Source organism: Cohnella herbarum (assembly GCF_012849095.1).
GTDB lineage: Bacteria > Bacillota > Bacilli > Paenibacillales > Paenibacillaceae > Cohnella > Cohnella herbarum.
The window spans coordinates 1,798,373-1,819,537 of record NZ_CP051680.1; the positions used below are offsets into that span (position 1 = coordinate 1,798,373).

Below are 21,165 nucleotides of genomic sequence, written 5' to 3' on the forward strand. Positions count from 1 at the left end.
TGTCCGAACAAGGCTATCGCATTTAATTTAAGGGTTATTTATCTAACGGCTCCCACGGACGCTATTTCGTCAAAAACAAGGTTTCAAAATTCTAACGAAGCTACGCGCCTCTATTTATGCTCAATTGGCATGTTTTCATAGGAAAATACCAGAATAAGAGCGCTCATCTCCGTTAGATTTTGAAAAGTACCGTTTTGAGCAAAATAACGGCCGCTGTCGCCGTTAGAAGGAACCTTGATTACGTCAAGCACTGAGGATTAGTTTAACGAGCCTAAGACGGAGCGATTAATAAACGCAGTTGCCTTGCCTGACCTTGCCTGACCTTGCCTGACCTTGCCTTACATTGCCTTATCTTGCCTTATCTTGCCTTGCCCTGCCCTGTACTGCCCTGCACTGCACTGCCCTGGCGCTCTACACAGCTTCCATCAACCTACATCTCGTCCGCAATTCGCTTGCGCCCCATATACCCGTCATGCCAGCCATGGTAGTGCGTAATGCTCTCTTCGCCTTCCTTCCAGCACAGGAGAATGTCTCTCCCTTTCAGGTCGGAAGGGAAATCGACGAGTCCAGGATTGATCGTCTTCAGCAGCACGCCTTTGCGGCCGAAATTCTGAATCGCAAGCTCCACTTCCATACGCATGAAGTCTATCCGGGTTTCGATCTCGAATAGCGGATCGTGCCCGTTGACGGATTGGCCATGCTTGTTGCTCGATTTGATTTTCTGAAACTCTTGATAGTGCAGTTCAATCTGGTTCACCAGCGCTTGCAGATCGGCGAGCTCTTCTTTGATCTGAGGCAGCAATGCGTTCGCTTCTTCAAGCGTAAACAACTTCCCATCCATCGTCTATCTACTCCTTACGTACGGGGAATATCCTATTCGGAAATGCGAAACGAATCTCATTTTCTCGAGATATCTATTATATCTTTAACTTCTAAAACGGACTTCGGATAGTCGATATTCACCGAACGGATCATCGCTATGCCAAGCTCCCTTAACGTAATCACGTGTTTCGGGAACAGTCGTCTTAATAAGGGATAGAGCCAACTGAACGCGTAATAATATTTTTGCGTATACAATGCCCCTTTAGTCGGGTGCATATAACCGGGTCTGAATAGATACGCTCTTCTGAAAGGCAGCTTCAACAAATCGTTCTCCGTCTTCCCCTTTACTCTCGCCCACATGCTCTTTCCTTGCTCCGTGCTATCCGTGGATGCTCCGGAAACGTAGCAAAATACCATGTCGGCATTTATCCTAGACAACAGAGTCGCCACGCCAAGAGTGAGGTCATAGGTAACCCGACGATACTCCTCCTCTTTCATTCCGACCGAAGATACGCCTAAGCAAAAATAGCAAGCGTTATATCCGGCAAGCTCGTTCTCGATCGGAGTCAAATCGAAAAAATCGCCATGTATGATTTCCTTCAGCTTAGGATGCGATATGCCGCTAGGCTTGCGATTGATGATCAATACTTGTTCGACATCTGCATTCGATAAGCACTCGCGGAGCACGCCTTCGCCGACCATGCCGGTTGCCCCCGTAATGATCGCCCTTATTTTCTTCAGAAGAGTCCACCCCATTCGCCGAGTTCAACTTCTTAACGAATCGTATATATGTAAACTATACCATTGATAGAAGTAGATTTCCTAATGCTTGGAATGGACAATCCCGATTTTTTTCGATTTTCGGGTCATGAAGTCGTTAAAGCTTAACCGGCATTAACTGCTCGTCCGTCGTTTTCTTTTTCTTGATCATGAAGTAAACGAACGTCAAGGTGAGAAATACGATCAAATATAGCGCCAAATAAGCGCACTGAATTCGTAAATTGTCGTAGTCCCCGCTGGAGATGACGTCTCTAAAGCCGCGAATGCTATAGGTCATGGGCAGCCACGGATTCATCGCCTTCGCCCATCCGGGAAGAAGCTCGAGCGGGAACGTACCCGCGCTTGAGGCGAGTTGGAAAATCATGATCAACAGCACGACGAAACGACCCGGCAAATCCAGCCAAGTGACGATCGCTTGAACGATTAGCATAAAAGTCAATCCGACTAACGCCGTGTATAGATAGAATAATGGGACATTCTGTACTTCCAGCCCTAGAATAAACACGAGGATCGTAACTAGGATAAGCGACTGCGCTATGCTGATCAAACCGAAAGTCAACGTCTTCGCGATAAACAGCGGAACGCCAGAGGCATCTTCGACGACCGTCGTACGACCCGAGATGATCGTCGTAAAGACGAGCGCGCCCGCGAACAGCGCCATTGAAATAAAGTATGGCGCAATACCGTTGCCGTACAGCGACACCTTTCGCTCGTTATTGGATTTTATCGTAACCGGCTGCGCCAGCATCTGTATCATCTTGTCATTGGCTTGGATCGTTGAAGTCTTCTCCGCTGCCTCGTTCAATTTAACGTCCAATTGTCGGGCACCTTCCGCCAGTTCCGCCGCACCGGTAGCTAACGGCGCCGAGCCCGTCTTTAATTGCGCAGCTCCGTCGGCCACTTTACCGATTCCATTCGTTAGCTGGCTCATCCCGGTTTTCAACTGCTCCGCTCCCGAGCCTACTTGTCCGGCGCCTTGCGCCAGCTTGTCGCTGCCGTTTACGATCTTAGAGAAGTTGGCATTATACGTCCGGAGTCCGTCGAATAACCGCTTCTGTCCTCCTTGCAAATCCGTCGCGCCTTGAAGTAATCGGGTTTGGGCGTCGCTTATCGCTTGGGAACCCGCCAGCGCTTGCTGCTGTCCGGTAACAACGGCTTTGCTGCCCGATAGAAGCTCGTTCTGACCGCTTAACAGCGCACGAGTCCCCTTGGATACGTCTTGACTTGCCGCTAGCAAGTTGCTCAATTGCGTATCGGCTGCCCATTCCGGATGATCGTCGATTACCTTCTGCAATCCCGCAGCAAGCCGCGAACTGCCGTCAGCCAATTCCGAGAGGCTTGAAATGGAATTCTCAAGTCCGCTCCCTAATTTTTTCGTGCCTGACGAAGCATCCTTTAGGGCTGCGGTAAGACGATCCGCCCCCTCTTTGGACGACTTTATTCCGTTGTACAGTCCCGTTGAACCTTGCGCGGCTTGCTCAGCGCCTTGCTGCAGCTTCTTCCCTGCATCGAATAACTGCCTTGCGCCCGCCGACCATTCCGTCATTCCGGCGTTTAATTGGGATGCTCCCGCATGCACCTTGCTTGATCCTTCGCGCAGCAATCCGACTTTGGCGTTCAGTTGAGCGGTACCGTTCGCAAGATCGGATATCCCTCCCGCGACTTTAACGATTCCATCGTTAAGCGACGCGGCCCCTTCGTTTAATTTCTTGGCTCCGTCGCCTGCGGAGCTAAGTCCGCTGGACAACGTCTCGAACTGAGAGTAAATACTTCGCGAGTAGGCTTCCGTAAGATTATGCGAAAGCTTCTCCTTGAGCTCCTTCGTTGCATTCTCGCTAATCTGACCGGCGACGAAATTGTAATAGCTGTTGGATTCGAAAATAATTTCCGCCTGAACCGGGTTATCGTTCGCTAACGATGCCACTTCCCGCGAGAAATTCGCCGGTATCGTGATGGCCGCGTAGTAGCGATTCCCCCTCATCCCGACCTCCGCTTCTTCCTCGTTGACGAATTGCCAATGAAAGCTGTTATTTCCCCTAAGCTCGTCTACGAAATCCTGTCCCGCATTCAGCGTTTCCCCTTGAAAGCTTGCTCCCTCGTCCATGTTCACGATGGCTACCGGAAGTCCGCTCAATTGGCCATAGGGATCCCATGCTCCCTTGATCAAAAACCCGCTATACAAGATAGGGATGAATGCGACCGCGACGAAAGTAACGACGAGCATCGGTTGGCGGATAAAATATTTAAAGGCCTGATTAAACACTTGAAAATATCGCATATCGTCCCCCGATTCGTAAGTGATTCGGTGGTAGTATGTTACAATCACCCCGGGCCGTATGCAAAAAAGAAGCCGATCATCGCATTCGCGATGATCGGCTTCCCGCTTCCTATGATCGGACAATTGAATTCTTAGAATCCGACCGCCGCTTTTTCAGCTTTCGCAACCCCTTCGGATACGAGGGTTTCCGCTTGCGCAGGCAATTGGTTGTGTCCTTCAACGATAATGTTCTCGAAATTCGTCACGCCGAAGAACGACATGATGTTGTAGATGTAGTTAAAGGACATTTCCGCGGCCACTGCAGGACCTTCGGAGTAAATGCCTCCGCGAGCGTTCAACAAAGCGATCTTCTTGTCCGGAATCAGACCGACCGGACCTTGCTCCGTATATTTGAACGTTTTGCCGGCTTCGTAGATGTAATCGATATACGTATGCAATACCGCAGGGATCGTCAGGTTCCATAGCGGGAATCCGAAGACGACTTTATCCGCCGCTAGAAATTGCTCGAGATATTTGTGCTTCACGGCTACGGCCGCTTGCTCTTCTGGCGTCAGATCATAACCGCGGGCCGCTTTGAAGCTTCCGTTGATCATATCCGCGTTCAGGTATGGCAATGTTTCTTGGAACAGATCCAACTCGACGATCGTATCTTCAGGATGGCTAGCTTTGTAGCTATCCAAGAATGCTTGATATAGTTTAACGCTAACGGCTTGTTCGATCGCGCGGTCGTTCGCTTTAACGAATAATACGGTACTCATATGAATTTCCTCCAGATGTTTTTTTATTTAGTTAGTAACTTAAAGTAACTATAAATGACTATACACGCATTCCCCACCGCTCACATCGGTAAATAGGCGGATTTCGGCGCACAAAAAAATCCGCCATAGGCGGAGGACCGGTCGTAAGACTTTAGTCGTAGAAGCTTGTCCGTGCTTCAATCCCGTTTATCGTTCACCGTTAGCTCTGGGTATTTAACCGTTAGAATGGAATACTTGAACCGCGAACAACGCGGCTTGCGTTCGATCGGATAAATTCAATTTGCTCAAAATACTGCTCACGTGCGTTTTCACCGTTTTCTCGGCGACGACAAGCGCTTGCGCGATTTCCTTATTGCTTAATCCTTTGGTCAATTGCTCCAATACCTCTATCTCTCTTGGAGTCAGCGAGTTGATCGCTTCTTTCCCCGGTAACTTCTTAGGCTCGTGAGCAATCGGCGATAGTTGCGATAAGATCGCGTTAGAGATTTCCGGGTGCAGCTGGATATTGCCTTTATAAGCGCTTCGAATCGCCTCGACCAGTTGATCCGGCTCAACTTCCTTCAACATATAACCGATCGCTCCCGTCTGCAAAGCAGGCACGATGTGGCTGCGATCCGAGAAGCTCGTCAATACGAGAACTTTAACGTTCGGGTGTTGCTCGGAGATTAAACGACTTGCTTCAATCCCGTCCATGACTGGCATATTCAAATCCATAAGCACTATGTCAGGCTGTAATTCCGCGGCAAGCTCGACCGCTTCTTTACCATTATGCGCTTCTCCGACGATCTCGAAATCCGGCTGCAAACCAAGAAAAAACGAGATTCCTTTCAGTACGAGCTGATGATCGTCCGCTAACAATAATCTAATCTTCAAAGTTGCTCCTTCTCCTCCGAGCATTTCTCCTCCACGACATGAACCGGGATCGTCACTTTGACCGTGGAAGCTTGCCCTTTACCGCTTGAAATCGTAATCTCGCCTCCGAGAGCTTCCGCCCTTTCCCGCATCGACATCATGCCCATCGTCAGCTTGCCTTTCTTCTTCTCGTTGGAAAACCCGGTTCCCTTGTCCGTGATTTCCAAGCTGGTGCCCGTTTCCGATTTGGTCAATCGGATATAAGCGACGTTCGTTCCCGCATGCTTCTTCACGTTGTTAAGCGCTTCTTGGCCGATTCGCCACAACGCTTCCTCGATCGCCCGGGGTAACTCCATAATGCCTTCCGCCTGTTCGTATACCGTTAAATCCAGAGTTTGCCCGTATTGCTTCAACGCCGGCAATAAACCGTTCTCCAATCCGGCCGGCCGAAGTTGCCAGATCAGCTCTCTCATTTCCTTGAGCACCTCTTGCGAGAGCTGACCGATCTCCTGCAACGATTGCTTAACGATAGGGGAATCGCCGCCTAACACGGCTTCGGCGCCCTTGGCCATGAACGATAGAGAAAATACCTTCTGAATGACCGAATCATGTAGATCCCGAGCCATCCGGTTTCTCTCCTCAAGCAACGCAAGCTCGCTTCTCTGTTCGTAAATTCGCAGATTTTCGATGCTTAACGTAAGATGATCGCCTAGCGAATACATGAAATCTTCGTGCATCTCGTCGAATTGTTCATGATTCGGGCTGCTGATCAACAGCACGCCGAACGGACGACCTCTTGCGCGAAGAGGGATCGCGGCTGCGGACACGTAATGGGGCACGCCGACTTCGGAGAGCGTTGACGGACACTCTTTCCCGGAATGAGATTCGATAATAAGACGATTATGGCGGAAAGCTTTGCTGACTAAACCGGACTCGTCATGGGACAGCGCCTGCCACTTCTCGTCCACCCTGTTTTCCTTGTATTGAGCTCGCAACGACAGTTCCTGATTCCTATGAACGAACAAGGAAACATGCGCCCAATCGAATGCATTCCCGATAATATGTACGGCTTTGACTTGCAATTGATTAAGATCCGGAATGGAATTAATCCGTTGAATGACGTCGCCCAGCTTCGCATAGAGCGCAGCGTTCCTCTCTTGCGCTTGATAGAGCCGAATTCTCTTGATCGCCATCCCGATCTGCAAAGCAACGGCTTGCAATAAGGCGAGCTCGTCTTCCGAGTAGCGTACCTTACCCGGCATTGCGACGTTAAGCAAGCCAAAACTCTCGCTTCCGGCGTTTAACGGAACGGTCGCATGATGCGTAATGCCTTCCGTATCCCCAACCCCATTGGCAATCGCGTATGAAATTCGTTTGCATTCGATAATATTCGTAGCCCGATCCAATCCGTTTTGTTTGTATCGAATGATACAGGAGCAATCTTCGCCGCACATCAACGAGTAGTTGCCTGCCGTTAACGCGGGAGGGAGTCGATGCCATGCCGCGCATGGATTACCGGGATGATCGTACGTCAGGAAGATCCATCCCGTCGTAAAGGCGGTTACCTCCATAAGCTTTTGCAACACGTCGTTCAACATCTCGTTCATTTCATTCGTCGTGTTGAGAAGCTCCGCGATTTCCTTAAGGGCTAACAGCTCATTCGTGCGAATCTCCCTCGGCATGCGTTCATCTCCTCCCCTTTGTAGCCGGATTTAACTATTTTACTGCTTTCGCCCCCTAAGACACAATGAGTTATGGCATGATCCGTTGAACATTCTGGTCGGCCGGCACTTCTTCGGGCAACCGTTTTGACGCTCTCGGAACTTCCCGCGGCTTCTCGTTCACTTCGTCGGCGGAATACAGGATGATGCTCACCTGTCCTCCGTACACGACGGCCCGGATCAGAATGGGATAGCTGTAATTATTCTGAAAGGAGAAATCAGGGCCGTACCAACTCACCGTTGCATCGCGTCCGGGCGGGACGTATGGAACCCTTCTGCTATGCGAATAGCGTTGAACGATCTGCATCCCCGCGCGATCCGCAGCATTGAACAGCGTCGAGGAAATTTGACAGATCCCGCCTCCGATCCCTTCCGCGACTTCGCCTCTAACGATTACTTTAGCGCGTTGGTAACCTTTGCTCGCGGAACGTTCCCCGACGACTTTATTAAACGAGAAGGTTTCCCCTGGAAACACGTAATGATTGTTGATGGCTTTGGCGGCGAGTTTGATATTGTGCGAACGATTTTTGTTGTTTGAATTAAAATAAGTCGTATAGACGCCGATCTGTTTCTCCCGAATGGAAGTCAGAAGTTCGGTATCTACCTTAGGATGCAGCTTTCGTAACGGTGCTTCAATCCGTAAAGATTTGCCTTCGACGATATAGCCGTACACCCGATCCATGAAGGCAAAACGATTCAATTCGCTTCCCGCTTGTTCGGGTACGATCCTTCCCCCGTCGTCGAGACCGGCGTTGACAGGAGCGCGATATACGCGTTTGCTGACATCGTCAATAAGCTTGTCAAGCTTGTTTTCGTTCACTACGGGCAGCCCTAAATAAGGAAGCGTGTAATCCGATCGCTTAATGCTGGCAACGGTTTGATCATGATCGACCACGATTGCGCTATCCGGAAGAGCTGTTTGACCTACGAGCATCATCACTCCTAAGAGCCAATGAAATCCCAATTCTTAGTCCCCCAATACGACATCGATTCCTAAGCTTGATTTGGCACATGCCTTCCTACTATCCCCCACACCCTTACATAATTATTTGACGCGATGCGGAAAATAAAAAAAAGGAATCGGAGGGAAATCAATGTCCTATTTTACTCGTGGGAAGTTTGCTTTTATTGCAATTGCGATCTGCTTATTACTTCCGATGCAGGCATATCGATCGTCAGCTTTAGCTGCCGCTAATCCCCCTGCCCCTGCCTCCGAATTGACGATGACCGTTCGTTCCAGTTCCAATGCCTTGATGTACAGCAAGCTGGATATCGTTAATGCGAAAATAATCAAAAGCATAATAAAAGCCAAAAAAGAAGCCACCGAGGAGGCTTCCTTGTTCGCGGATATCGAAGTTCAATTCACGAACGGTCATCAGACGACTCACTATCGTTTGGATCGTTCCGGCCGATTGTGGGAAACCGCGAGCTCGCAGTTGCTTGTTCTTCCCTCCGAGGTGACGAGTTCGCTATTGCATTACGGCGAGATTGTGCGTCAATCCCATTACGGCAAATTAATGAGCTGGGAGGAAGCAGAACGAATCGTCGGCCGCAAGAGCATCTTCTCTATAACGGAATTGGAATCGGGACTTACTTTTCGCGTACAGCGACGGGCGGGAAGCAGCCATGCGGACGTCCAGCCGATATCGAAAGAAGATTCGAAAATCATGAAGCAAATATACGATGGAAAATGGAGCTGGAAGCGCAAAGCGGTCCTTGTTCAAACCGGACGAATACGGATTGCGGCCTCGATGAACGGTATGCCTCACGGCGGAGACGGCATCCCCGATAACGGCTTCTCGGGCCACTTCTGCGTCCACTTCCAAGACAGTACTTCGCACAAATCCAAAACTCCCGATCCCGCGCATCAATTGATGGTGCATAAGGCTGCGGGCGAGCTTAAGCGGTACGTCGAATCGGCTGCCCCGGATCTGTTGGCGGAAAGCTTCGTGGAAGCGATGTACCAGAAGGATAAGGACATGCTAACCCTTATTGCACAAGACGTGGAAAGCGATCGATTGTCGTATTTCATCGCAAAGATAGATACCCTCGAGTCCATTCGCATTGATCTACCGACCGGCAAAAAACGCATAACCCCGAAATTCTCCGAAACCGACTTAGTCGCGGAAATGAAACTCCCGATCAAATTCCACGTCAAAGGTCATTCGGATCGCGCAACTACCTATACGTTTCAATTCAAACGGGAAACTCCGCAGCAGCCATGGCGCATTGTTGACGTAATCGCTAAATCCAAGAAATAAGCTTTTTTAGACTAATCTCCGTGTGAACCCGTGCGTTGCTTACTCCAGCTTGATTCCGTATATTTTGCCCCCGCGAGAAGCAACGACGGCATAATCGTTGAAGACGGCAGGCGATGACTCGATGTTCGTACCGATACTTAATTTTCCGACGACTTTGCCGTTGCTGGCTGAGATGACGGAAATATTGCCGATGGAATCCGCTTGAATCAGATACGCTTTCCCCGATTTATCGTATACGTCCACCGGTGAAGACCAGGCGTAATTCGCCATCGGCAGCTTCCATTTCTCTAACCCCGTAGCCTTGTCCAAAGCCACCATTAATCCTCCGCTGAACGTCCCGTACCGGGCGATCGTGAAGATCACGAGGTTGGAAATTTCCTTTTTCCCCAATACGGGCGTCGCCAGTAATCCGCCGTTAATCGGATGATCGCCGAGCACCGAGAAACTCGCGTATTTGCTCTGCCAGACCGTCTCTCCCGTTAAACCGTTGATCTTCCTGAGGTAGGAATTTCCTTTCCTTCCTTGCTTGTCCACTTCGGTACCGGTATAGAGATAAGGAATGCCCTTCTCCGTTTCAAGCACGATCGTAGCATCGGTGTCATCGATGGGAGGAAGCGACCATTCCGATTCGTAAGTATTTAAGTTCAGCGCTTGCACGCTGCCGCCATTATCCGCGAAATATGCCAGGTTATCGTGAATGGCGATCGAATTTTCGATACCTTGATGATTATTGCCTGAAATCTTGTATCTGTATTTATTGATTATCGGATCGATGGATATTTTCTTTTTCGCCGGATCGAAAACGGTATTCAGCTTCAGATGGTAGACCAGTCCGTTCTCGCCGCCGACGATAAGTGTATCGTCCAGCCGATTGAACATCGCCGAGCTATCGAACGCTCCCCATGTGCGGTAGGCGAACGGGTCTTTGCCGTTTACGCGCAGCAATCTCTTCTGATCGGTTAAGCTGAACAGATTAAATCCGATCGTGCCGTTCTCGGGAATGCCCTCCCCGACATAGAGGAGCGGGTAACCTCTTGCGTCCACCGACACGCTGCCTTTGATCGGATTGCCGATCTTGATTGGACTGCGCGTCTCCTCGCCGGTCTTCAACTCCATGAAATAGACATACCCGTCGAGAGACGCGTAGATCACTTCGGTAAAATCAGGTTGCGAGAGAAACTTCTCTTTGACGTTCATCGTGCGCAATACTTCCGGAGTCCATTTCACGATGGCCGGCTGACCCGTCCAACCCGCTCCGCCTCCCCAAGAGCTCGACTTGGTTTTTTTCTCCCAGACGATCTTCGGGCTAAATCGCTTCATCTCCGTCGTGCCGAAGGAAGGAGCGCTTCTCTCCTTATTCCCTCGAAAGGTCAAAATCCCCTCGACTTCGGTATAAACGGCGGGAAACGCTTGCGAGATTGTAGGCTTCTTATTCCATTGCGAGGAGTAACGACTTTCGGCTTGCGCGATTCCCTGGTACATACAAACGATTAATAGTGCTAGGATGAAAGTCTTTTTTCCTCGGGACATCTCTATTTATTCCTCCAAAACCTAGGATAAATAGAGTGTACCTACTAGACTCCGAGAAGCATGTCAAACGGTCGGCGAGTATTAAGGGAATATTTGTCATAATGAGCGACTTGATCCGGGATTTCGTCTAGTCTTAAACGAATACGGATCTTACTACAACAAAAATACTAGAAACTGCGTTATAACAACTAGCGCAGTAAATGCGGCAGCAACAAAATCGATAAGCCAATAAGCGCAAACACCCCTGAAATGATCCTTTGAAAAACAAAATAGGCCCTTGGCGGTTCTCTTAAAGCTTTCCAGCTTTGAGCTAACTTCCAGAAGTAATAAGGATTTATCGTTGCAAACAATGCAATTCCGGTCCATAAACACATGAATATGAAAAAAATCCAAGAAAAAGCATTCACTTCCGGCGGCACTCCCATTTCCCCCCCCCATTAACATGTTTGTAGATAATACGTACGTACCCGGATAGATAAGACCGTCCCGAAAGCCTTAACTTGGCTAACGAAACGGTCTGTCTATTCGTACCTATTTAACCATAATCATTTTATTAGCCCTAAGCTGAGGATGTTCCGGCATCTCATTCACCGAGACGACCGCATCCGTCTTCTTGTTAGGCTTGCTCCAGTATTGCTCGCTGCCGGGCAGATCGTCGAACCACGCGGCATCGTCCGGGCAATCCAAGATCATGAAGCGACCGTAATGCCCGTCGCGGGATTGGTGGTATTTCAAATAAGCTTTTCCGTTCTCGATGGCCAGAATTTCGATTTTACCCGAGGTATGGCTCATCGACAGTCGCACTCTTTTCCCCAACCCGGACGTCCGGGCTTTAGCCTTCTCTACGAGATCGTATACTTCGGCAAGCGGAAGCACGAAGTCTACGTTACCCGCGACTGGACGGTTAATGAAGAAATAATAAGGAGTTACTCCCGCCCACGACAATCTATCCAGAAGCTCGCCAAGCACTTGCGCGTCATCGTTGATTCCTTTCAGAATCGGGGTCTGGTTCACGACGATCGCGCCTGCATCATGTAAAGCTTGAAACCCGCGAACGGCTTCGGGCGTAATCTCTCTTGGATGGTTAATATGGGCCATGACGTAGATTCTCTTGTTCGCGCTGGAGAACTCGCGTATAGCTTCGAGCAATAGCTCGTCCTCATAGATACGCATAGGGTTGAACACCGGAATTTTGGAGCCTAGCCGTATAATCTGAACGTGTTCGATTTCCCTTAATCTATGCAAAATTGCGCGCAGTTTAGAGGTGGCAAGAATCAAGCTATCCCCTCCGGTCAGGAGGACGTTGCTGATCTCCGGGTGCTCCGCGATATACTGCAGTCCCGGCTCGATATCCGAGGTCGCTTCCTTGACGTCGTTGCGGAACAACCGTTTGCGGAAACAATATCGGCAATACGCCCCGCACACTTCGGAGACGATGAGCAGCGCGGTCGAACTGTACTTATGTTGACAGCCCTTCACAACGTAGTTAGTGTCTTCATCCGAGGCATCCCATCTTCCGTACTCCAGCAGTTCCCCTTCATTGGGAATGACGAGCTTGCGGATGGGGTCGTCCGGATCGTTCCAATCGATCAGTTTCAAATAGTACTCATTCACGCGAAAGACGAATTTATCGGTGATCGATTTTAATTGCTCACGTTGTTGCTCGGGGATGTGAGTGATTTTTCCGATATCGGTAATATACTTGGGTTGCGGCATTGCATATTCCTCCTCAAGGTATATTCGGTCGAATTCGAGAACGAATCCATTCCAAGCCCCTGCTATCCCCCCTTCGTTTCAAAATAAATAGACCCGATGCCAGAAGACCATCCCTTCTGCATACCGGGCCTAAAGAAAACAAAAAAGACCCTTGTTCGGGTCAAAAGAATGAGCAGTTTATCTGCGCACGACAATCCGACCCATCCAAAGCTGACGAGGTTAGCTGACGGACTCGGGATAGATGGTTCCCTACATTCGCGTAGAATGATTCGCCCCAGAAAACTGGTTCCCCCGCTCTCCGGCCTAATGCCGGAAACTAAGCTTAGGGTTACTATAGAGGATTCTCCAAGAGATGTCAATACGTGGTAAACCTCGGGAATATCCGATCCAAGCCAAGTTGTTCTTAGGGTCTAAAGTCGATTAAAATAAGAAGTATTAGAGGAGGAAGGCACATATGCAACCTGCGCGGAAATGGTCTGATCGCATCAAATGGATGCTGATGAACCAAAAAGTAATCCTGTTCCTTGTCGTCGTACTGTTAATCAGCCTGAATATACTCGTACTCGACAAAATCTCGTACGTATTTCATCCGTTTATCGTCATCTTCGAGACGGTCTTCCTTCCTTTTCTTCTGACCGGAGTCGCTTATTACTTGCTTAACCCGATCGTGGATTACCTCGAGCTTCGTAAAATTAAACGAGTGTATTCCATTATCGTCTTGTACCTTGTCATTATTACCATCCTAACGCTCGTCGTCATGAAGGTCGTTCCGTTGCTAAGCGAGCAAATCACGAGCTTGATCGTACAGTTCCCGAATTATAGCCAGGACGCGAAGCTGAAGTTCGAGGAATTGATCGGGAACGAATACTTCAACGAATTGCAGGATACGCTCGGCATCGATTCCAGCAAGCTGGTGAACGATTTCTCGGGTCGCGCCTCCGAGGTGTTGAACAATGCATGGTCCGGGATCGGGAATCTTGTCGGCCGCATTACGGAAACTGTGCTTGCCATCATCACCGTGCCGTTCATACTGTTCTATCTATTGAAGGACCGCAAGAAACTGTCTCCATTCGTGCTCAGCTTTCTGCCGACTTCCTTACGTCAGCGTTCGTTCGGCGTTATGCTCGAGATGAACCAACAGATCAGCTCTTACATACGCGGACAGATCGTCGTTAGCTTGTGCATCGGCGTTCTGCTCTACATCGGTTATCTGATTATCGGCTTGGACTATTCGCTCGTTCTTGCGGTCATTGCCGCTTGCACGAGTATCGTCCCTTATTTAGGACCGGTCATCGCCATTACCCCAGCCCTGATCGTGGCGATGATGACTTCGCCGTTCATGTTGTTGAAAATGGTCATCGTCTGGACGATCGTCCAGCTTATCGAAGGAAAATTCATCTCTCCGCAAATTATGGGAAAGACGATGCACGTTCATCCGATCACCATCATATTCGTAATCATCGCCGCTGGGAATTTGTTCGGTATCATCGGCATTATTCTCGCGGTTCCCGGTTATGCGATCATTAAGGTCATCGCCACTCACTTGTTCCGATGGTTCAAGGCGCGGACTGGGCTATATGAACCGCCCGAAGTCGAGGAGCCGAAAGCTTCCGAGTGAACGGAATAAAAAGGGCATCTCGCTAGCCAGGCTAATGGCTTGCGAGATGCCCTTTTTTTAAGTAAGGGTAACGACGGATAATGTTCGGTAACGCTCGGCATCAATGCTTCGCTGGCGACGTTGGATCCTTAGCGCTTTCCCCGTCTACCTTAAAGTGGCCGACCGCCGCTTTCAGCGAATCCGACACCTCCAGAAGCTGCTGCGACGTTTGGGCGAACTCATTCAATACGGCGGTCTGTTCCTGCACCATAGCCGACATCTGCTCGGTGAAAGCAGATGTTTCCTCCGTCACGCGGCTGATCTCTTCGGCCGAACGGACAACGCTGCCGCTGCCCGCCGCGATCTGGCCTATGGAAGAAGCCGCTTCGATCACTTGGGAAGTCAGATCGTCGACATTATCGACGATCTGCCTGATGTTCGACTCCGCTTCGCGAATGGCCGACGTTCCTTCATAGACGGTTTTAGAGCTGTCGGCGATCAGCTCGACGATCGTCTCGACGTCCTGGTTCATCCGCTTGAGCGTCGATTCGATGCTGCCGGCGGATTGCGCCGTTTGATCGGCCAGCTTGCGGATTTCGGCGGCGACGACCCCGAATCCCCGCCCGTATTCGCCCGCGCGCGCCGCTTCGATCGTCGCGTTGAGCGAGAGCAGATTGGTCTTCGTGGAAATATCGCTCATATACCCGACGATGCCGAGAATTTGGCTCGACTGCTCCGACAGTTGGGTAACGCTTTGCTGGATATTCGTGAACGCCCGGTCGATCTTCGCGACTTCTTCTTGCGTCTTGTCCAAATTGCGACTGCCGCTGTCCGCGGCCGCCTGCGTCGTCTTGGCCAGTTCCGCCGCCTGCCGCGTCCCCTTGGCGACCAAATCCAGGCCGCCCAGGTTCTCCTGCATGATCGCGGATATTTCCTCCGTCTGTGCGACCTGATTTTCTGCCCCGACCGCAACCCTGCGAACGGCTTCGCTCACTTGGCCGTTAATCTCGACCGTGCCCGCTGAGCCTTCGCCGATTCGTCTGGAGACGGCGGACAAGCGTGCCGCCTGTTCCTGAATCTGACGCATCATCGTCTGCATGGAGGCTAGCAGCTTATTCGTCTCTTGCCCCAACTCCCAAGTTTCATCCGTCGCCTTCACTTGAATGCGCCGGGTCAAGTCTCCGCCCGATCGGGCAATATCGGCGATAGCGGACGTCACTCGCTTCAAATTCCGGGTAATGTTGCGGGAAACGATCCAGGAGAAAGCGATCGTCAGAACAGCGAGCACGGCCGCCATGGCATATAACAACGATCGCAAGCCGTCATTGGTGTCGATCAGGCTGGAGATGCGTTTTTCCGTTACGTACTTCTCGGATTGCCGCAGCCGGGAGAGCTGTTCCTTCATGCCGGTCATCGCCTTCTTGCCGGGATCGTCCGCGAAGTATTGAACGGCCTTTGCGGCATCTTTGTCGTAGGACAGCGTCGCCGAAGCTTTGTCGGAAACCGCGAACCAGCGATCCATTGCTCCCAGAACGCCAACCAGTCGGCTCGTTTGTTCGGCATTTCCGTTGAACAGCTCCTTCAGCGTCTCGTATCCCTGCTTCCACTTCGCTTTCTCCCCCTCGTAGAGGTCAAGATCCGCCTTTTGGCCGGTCATGATCGCGCGATATAAAGCCGATTCCATCGTCGATGCGTATTTGTCGAGCGTATGCGTCGTTTCGTGAATTTTCAGATCCCGGTTGACGATGGAATCGAGCTCTCCCTGTAGCGACTTAATCGTGCCGGAGACGATGAACAGCGACGCGGCCAGAAAGATCAGCAGCACGATATAACCGATCGATATTTTATAGCCGATTCTGAAACGAAATCCGGTCAATTCTCCATCCCCCCTGTCGCTTAAGCTTGCGGATTCGACGTCAAGACTCCCTTACGTAACGGTTGCGTAAAGTGCCGATTCCTTGCACGTATGCTTCCGTCACGTCCCCGTCTTCCAGCCATACCGGCGGCTTGTGGCCGAGTCCGACGCCCGGCGGCGTCCCCGTGCTGATGATATCCCCGGGCACGAGCGTCATCGTGCGGGAGAGAAATGAAATCAGATACGGAATATCGAAGATCAGATCCCGCGTATTGGCGTTTTGCATCGTCTTTCCATTAAGAATCAGCGATAGATCAAGCTCGCCGGGATCGACAATCGCATCTTTCGTCACGATGCAAGGTCCTATCGGCGCGAAGGTATCGATCGCCTTGCCGCGGGTCCACTGCCCTTCGGACAACTGAATATCCCTGGCGCTGACGTCATTGATCACCGTGTAACCGAAGACGTAGTCCATAGCGTCTTCGGGAGATACGCGCTTCGCTGTCTTTCCGATGACCACGGCCAGCTCGACCTCGTAATCGCATTGGGTAACTTCCTTCGGAATGATGACGTCGTCCTCGGGACCGATGATCGAGTTCGCGTATTTCGGAAACAGAACCGGCACTTGGGGTACCGCCATGTTCGATTCGGCCGCGTGATCGTAATAATTCAATCCGACGAAAATCAGCTTCTGCGGATTAAGAAGAGGGGCTTCGAGTCTCACGTCCTCGAACGCATAGAGCTCCGTAGCGGATTCTGCCAATGCCGCGTTAGACGCGGCAAAGTCGCCGTTCTCGCATTTCTCGATCCAAGCCAGCATCGACGGCGCCTCCGTCGCGGCCGCGATCCGCCCGTCTTCTCTCCATACGCCCAGCCTCAATTCGCCGCCCGGTTCCGAACGTTTCGTAAATTGTACCAGTCTCACCTTGATCTTCCTTTCCTGCTGTTCCTGTCTCCTCCCGGCCGGTTAAGCCGGGAAGGACGGAGAGTTTATTGCCGGCGCTACAGGATAATCTCCTTGCCTTCCGCCGCGGATTTCACGATAGCGTCCGCCACCTCTATGCCGTGAAGCGCGTCCTCGAACGATATCCAATCGGGATTCCGGCCGTAGATGATGCACTGGCTCACGTAATTCAATTGCTCGGCCAGGCAGCCGATCACCCTGCCGTTCTGGCGATGATGGATCGAAACGTCGGTCGTCGACCGTCCCGAGCTTGTCCATACCTGGACGCCGGCCGGATTCGTATCGAACTGAACGATGCCTTTCTCCCCGATGACCTCGGTATAATCGTTAATGGCGATCCCGGCCGCATCCGGCGTCATCCAATTGCTGTGAAGAACGGCAACGGCTCCGCTCTCGAATTGAAGCTGCGCCCACAAGATTTCCGGCGTCTCGGCTCCGGTAACGGTACGACCCGTCGCGTATACTTTTTTCACTTTGCCGCCCGCATACCAGATCGCCTGATCCAAGTCGTGAATCATTAGCTCGAACACGGTGTGCGTGCGCTGATACGTGGCGAACAGGCCGTTCTCGCGGGAGCGTTTCAAGTAAATGCTCACTGGCTTGCCAATCTGGCCGTTCTCGATGATTTGCTTGATTTCCGCGTATTTCGGCTCGAACCGGAGCAAATGGCCCGGGACCGCATATCTGCCGTACTGCCGCGATGCCGCGAGCATTTGTCTGGCTTCTTCGGGATCCGTCGTAATCGGCTTCTCCACGATGACGTGTTTTCCCGCTTCAAGAGCGAGCAACGTCGGCTGCAAATGGTTGCGTTCGAACGTAACGATGCTGACCAGTTCGATATCCGCTTCCTGGTTCAGCATCGTCTGTGCATCGGCGTAGACATTGGTTATGCCGTATTGCTCTTTCGCGGAACGAAGCCGTTCGGGGTTCGCGTCGCACACGGCCGCGACCTCCACGAACGGAAGCTGGCGATACGCTTCTAGATGGCTCAAGCCCCAGTTCCCTAGGCCGATGATTCCGACTTTTAAGGTTCTCATGCTTCGCCACCGTCCATGCTCAGGAAGATTTTGCCGGACTTCACCCGTCCGTTGATTAAATCTTGGAACGCCCCGTCGCCCGCGGAGAGCGGACGTACTTCCGTCCAGCCTTCCTCAGTGATGCTTCCGTTTACGAGCAGGTCGACCGCGTCGCGGAAATCCTGCGGGTTGTAGCAGAAAGATCCGAGAATCTCGATTTCTCCGCGGATCTGGACGTTGATCGGAACAACGGTGTCGTCGATGCCGAGACCGATATTCATAATCGTGCCGCCCGGATTGACGATCGAGATGGCAGCGGTGCGCGTCGGCTGGAAGCCGGCCGCGTCTATGACAACGTCGACGCCCTTCTCTCCGACGATGCGGGCGAGCGCTTCCTTGATATCCGTCGTCCGCGGATTAATCGTCTCGTCCGCGGCAACTTGCGCGGCCATAAGGAGCCGCTCGTCTTGGGTGTCGAGCATAATTACTCGTTCCGCTCCAAGCAGCTTCGCGATCTTGGCACTGAGGATGCCGATCCCTCCGGCGCCGAATACGACGACGTTCGCGAAGGGATGTCGCAGTATGGCACGGCGCGTCGCTCGCAGCGAACAGGCAAGCGGCTCCGATAGCGAGGCGCGGAACGGATCGAGCTCGTCCGGCACCGGTACGACGCCGGAAGCGGGTACCGCCACCCATTCGCCGAACGCGCCGGGCTGGTGAATGCCCACGATCTTGCGGGTTGCGCAGAGTTGCGGCTGCCCTTTGCGGCAGGAGGCGCAGGCGCCGCAGTGGCGCAACGGATTAACGACCGCTTTCTGCCCGACGTTTAATCCCGTAACGCGGCTTCCGGTCTCCACGATCCGGCCGCAAAACTCATGCCCCATGACCAACGGCGGGATGCGTAAGCTGTTATGGCCCAGGTAGCCTTCGATTTCCGATCCGCATATGCCGACGGCTTCCACGCGGATCAACACCTCGTCTTCTAGCGGCACGGGTTTATTCATCGTTCTGCTATATTCCATTTTTTCCGCCGCCGTCCATATAAGTGCTTGCATGATTATCCCTCCTAATTGTTTTTCGCGTCGTCAGCCCACGCTAAGCACGGCTGTCCAGAACGGACGGCAGCAACGTAATCAACCGACCGATGTCCGTCGAATCGGTGTACGCGTGAATCGAGGCGCGCACTCGTTCGTCGCCTCCCATCACGTAAACATCATGGACTGCTAACTTGCCGGCGATGGCCTCCGCATCGGCATGCGCGAAGCTGATATTACCGGCGCGGCGCGCTGGATCGTCCGGCGTCATGACTTGCAACCCTTGCTCTTTCAGCAACTCTATCAACTGTCCGCCAAGCTCCAACACGTGACGCTCGATGTTGTCGATGCCCGTCTCCAGAAGAAGCCGCGTCGCGCATTCGAGCGCATAGATCGTCGGATAGCTCGGATAACCAAGCTCGAACCTTCTCGCATCGGTATGCATCGCATACGAGGCGAATCTGTCTTCGCCGGGCGCGCCGACGACGCTTCTCCAACCGACGTAAGTCGGGATGAGCGTTTCGACGCGGCCCGGATTGAGCGCGAGAATCCCTGCGCCGTGCGTGGACAACAGCCACTTATAAGAGCTGCAGACGAGCATGTCGGTATGACGGATATCGACGGGCACCACGCCCAACGACTGCGTCGCGTCCAGCAGCATCAAGGCGTTCGTGTCGCGAAGCTGTTCATACAGCTTCTTATAGTCGATACGGGTACCGGATAAATAACTGACATGGCTCGTCATGACGAGCCGCGTGCGATCGTCGACCAGTTCCATAATATCGTTCGTTTCCATGCCCCATTCGTTATGCCTCGCGATTCGGACTTCCACGCCTTGCCGCCTCAGCGCAAGCCAAGGTAAAACTCCGGAAGGAAATTCCAAATTATTGATGATGACATTGTCTCCAGCCTGCAGCCGTACCGCTTGCGCCGCCATCGAGATCGCTTCCGACGAATTCGACATGAGGGCGATATCCGAAGCGCGGCCTCCGATCAGGCTGGCCAAATTCGTCTTGCACGCCCATTCCGTCTTCGCGTTCCGTTCCCTACCGCGAGGACCGCGGGTGCGGGCAATCATGTATTCCATAACGGCGTCCATCACTTTACTATGAACCGGCGCTTCCGCCCCGCAAAACAACCAGGCGCTCTGGTCCAGGCCGATAAAGTCCTGTTTGTTCATTAATGCTTTCATCCTAAACCGTCCCTTCAGACGCGGATCGAAATCAAACGTTCACGTCGTCTATAAATTCGGCGGCAGCTCCAGCCTGCTGAAGCAGCCATGCGCTTTCTCGATATGTCGACCGGCGTTCGCGAGCAGAAAGGGACCGTGTCCGGGATACAGACGGTCGATCCGCAAACGGTGCAGCTTCTCGATCGTATCGGCGTACTCTTCGATATTGCAGTCCCATACATACTGCATCACGACTTTGCCTCCGGCGAATACGGTGTCGCCCGCGAACAAACTCCGCTCTCCGTCTCCCTTATCCCACAAAAAGCTGATATGGCCTCTCGCGTGTCCCGGGCTATCGATAACGCGGAGCTCGATATCGCCGACTCGGACGATCTCCCCTTCCCGCACGCTCCGCTCCACCGGGCAAGCGGGGAATAGGAAGTCGGGATCGTACACGCCCCCCCGCTTGGCGTGATTCAAGCTCGTCTTGTCCATGTCGCCGGCCGACAGCCAAGCGGCTGCTTCTTCCGACGCGACGACTTCGATTCCGTAACGGCTTTGAAAATAATAGGCGCCTGCCGCATGATCGCCGTGAACATGCGTGATCAACAAGCGCCGTACCTGAGTCATCTTAAAACCGCTCCGTTCGATGTTGGCCACGATCCGCTCCGGTTCGATACCGCCCCCCGCGTCGATGAGGGCGCACTCGGTGCCGCCGTCCAGCAGATAGACGTTGCAATCCATGGACTCGCTCATTTCCATTCCGTATTTGCCGCTTCCCACCATATAAACGCGATCGCTGATGTTCAT

Annotated in this window: 18 protein-coding genes and 1 riboswitch; of the genes, 2 read left to right on the forward strand and 16 right to left on the reverse strand. The window is 52.1% G+C overall.

Annotation, left to right across the window (positions count from 1 at the left end):
* Window positions 1–430: 430 nt before the first annotated feature.
* The 7 genes from HH215_RS07920 to HH215_RS07950 form a co-directional block, all read right to left on the reverse strand.
* The gene (locus tag HH215_RS07920; RefSeq protein ID WP_169279404.1) at window positions 431–841 is read right to left on the reverse strand and encodes a DUF2203 domain-containing protein; all 411 of its coding nucleotides are present in this window, start codon (window positions 839–841) and stop codon (window positions 431–433) included.
* A gap of 56 nt (window positions 842–897) precedes the next feature.
* A complete protein-coding gene (locus HH215_RS07925; protein WP_169279405.1) occupies window positions 898–1,578 on the reverse strand; it encodes an NAD-dependent epimerase/dehydratase family protein in 681 nt (226 codons plus the stop codon).
* 121 nt (window positions 1,579–1,699) lie between these two features.
* Window positions 1,700–3,880 carry a YhgE/Pip domain-containing protein gene (locus HH215_RS07930; RefSeq protein ID WP_169279406.1) on the reverse strand — a complete coding sequence of 727 codons (2,181 nt, stop codon included), beginning with the start codon at window positions 3,878–3,880 and terminating at the stop codon, window positions 1,700–1,702.
* A gap of 131 nt (window positions 3,881–4,011) precedes the next feature.
* Window positions 4,012–4,638: an FMN-dependent NADH-azoreductase gene (locus HH215_RS07935; protein WP_169279407.1), complete on the reverse strand. Its 627-nt coding sequence runs from the start codon at window positions 4,636–4,638 to the stop codon at window positions 4,012–4,014.
* Window positions 4,639–4,851: 213 nt separating this feature from the next.
* A complete protein-coding gene (locus HH215_RS07940) occupies window positions 4,852–5,511 on the reverse strand; it encodes a response regulator (RefSeq protein ID WP_169279408.1) in 660 nt (219 codons plus the stop codon).
* Window positions 5,508–7,172: a GAF domain-containing sensor histidine kinase gene (locus HH215_RS07945; protein ID WP_169279409.1), complete on the reverse strand. Its 1,665-nt coding sequence runs from the start codon at window positions 7,170–7,172 to the stop codon at window positions 5,508–5,510. The genes HH215_RS07940 and HH215_RS07945 overlap by 4 nt, the downstream gene beginning before the upstream one ends.
* Before the next feature lie 70 nt (window positions 7,173–7,242).
* Entirely contained in the window at window positions 7,243–8,148 is a 906-nt protein-coding gene (locus HH215_RS07950) for a VanW family protein (protein WP_169284287.1), read from the reverse strand.
* Between the two features lie 157 nt (window positions 8,149–8,305).
* Between HH215_RS07950 and HH215_RS07955 the strand changes: the two genes are divergently transcribed.
* Complete coding sequence (locus tag HH215_RS07955; RefSeq protein ID WP_169279410.1) at window positions 8,306–9,472, forward strand: hypothetical protein; 1,167 nt, start codon at window positions 8,306–8,308, stop codon at window positions 9,470–9,472.
* A gap of 39 nt (window positions 9,473–9,511) precedes the next feature.
* Here the strand turns inward: HH215_RS07955 and HH215_RS07960 are convergent, their stop codons facing one another.
* From HH215_RS07960 to HH215_RS07970, 3 genes are all read right to left on the reverse strand, one after another.
* A complete protein-coding gene (locus HH215_RS07960) occupies window positions 9,512–11,002 on the reverse strand; it encodes a PQQ-binding-like beta-propeller repeat protein (RefSeq protein ID WP_169279411.1) in 1,491 nt (496 codons plus the stop codon).
* Window positions 11,003–11,190: 188 nt separating this feature from the next.
* A complete protein-coding gene (locus HH215_RS07965; protein WP_169279412.1) occupies window positions 11,191–11,421 on the reverse strand; it encodes a DUF6199 family natural product biosynthesis protein in 231 nt (76 codons plus the stop codon).
* 112 nt (window positions 11,422–11,533) lie between these two features.
* A complete protein-coding gene (locus HH215_RS07970; protein WP_169279413.1) occupies window positions 11,534–12,718 on the reverse strand; it encodes a KamA family radical SAM protein in 1,185 nt (394 codons plus the stop codon).
* Between the two features lie 193 nt (window positions 12,719–12,911).
* Window positions 12,912–13,051, reverse strand: a riboswitch (cyclic di-AMP (ydaO/yuaA leader).
* 121 nt (window positions 13,052–13,172) lie between these two features.
* On the opposite strand from HH215_RS07970, the gene HH215_RS07975 reads away from it, so the two are divergent.
* Window positions 13,173–14,336: an AI-2E family transporter gene (locus tag HH215_RS07975; RefSeq protein ID WP_169279414.1), complete on the forward strand. Its 1,164-nt coding sequence runs from the start codon at window positions 13,173–13,175 to the stop codon at window positions 14,334–14,336.
* A gap of 100 nt (window positions 14,337–14,436) precedes the next feature.
* Here HH215_RS07975 and HH215_RS07980 read toward each other — a convergent pair whose 3' ends face one another.
* The 6 genes from HH215_RS07980 to HH215_RS08005 all read right to left on the reverse strand — a co-directional run bounded on the left by HH215_RS07980 (window position 14,437) and on the right by HH215_RS08005 (window position 21,165).
* Entirely contained in the window at window positions 14,437–16,191 is a 1,755-nt protein-coding gene (locus tag HH215_RS07980; protein ID WP_169279415.1) for a methyl-accepting chemotaxis protein, read from the reverse strand.
* Between the two features lie 40 nt (window positions 16,192–16,231).
* Window positions 16,232–17,095, reverse strand: a complete 864-nt coding sequence (locus tag HH215_RS07985) for a fumarylacetoacetate hydrolase family protein (RefSeq protein WP_254450409.1) — start codon at window positions 17,093–17,095, stop codon at window positions 16,232–16,234.
* 77 nt (window positions 17,096–17,172) lie between these two features.
* Window positions 17,173–18,171 carry a Gfo/Idh/MocA family protein gene (locus HH215_RS07990; RefSeq protein WP_169279416.1) on the reverse strand — a complete coding sequence of 333 codons (999 nt, stop codon included), beginning with the start codon at window positions 18,169–18,171 and terminating at the stop codon, window positions 17,173–17,175.
* Window positions 18,168–19,205: a zinc-dependent alcohol dehydrogenase gene (locus tag HH215_RS07995; RefSeq protein WP_169279417.1), complete on the reverse strand. Its 1,038-nt coding sequence runs from the start codon at window positions 19,203–19,205 to the stop codon at window positions 18,168–18,170. Before HH215_RS07995 ends, HH215_RS07990 begins: the two co-directional genes overlap by 4 nt.
* A 40-nt stretch (window positions 19,206–19,245) precedes the next feature.
* The gene (locus HH215_RS08000; RefSeq protein WP_169279418.1) at window positions 19,246–20,364 is read right to left on the reverse strand and encodes an aminotransferase class V-fold PLP-dependent enzyme; all 1,119 of its coding nucleotides are present in this window, start codon (window positions 20,362–20,364) and stop codon (window positions 19,246–19,248) included.
* Window positions 20,365–20,424: 60 nt separating this feature from the next.
* Complete coding sequence (locus HH215_RS08005) at window positions 20,425–21,165, reverse strand: MBL fold metallo-hydrolase (RefSeq protein ID WP_169279419.1); 741 nt, start codon at window positions 21,163–21,165, stop codon at window positions 20,425–20,427.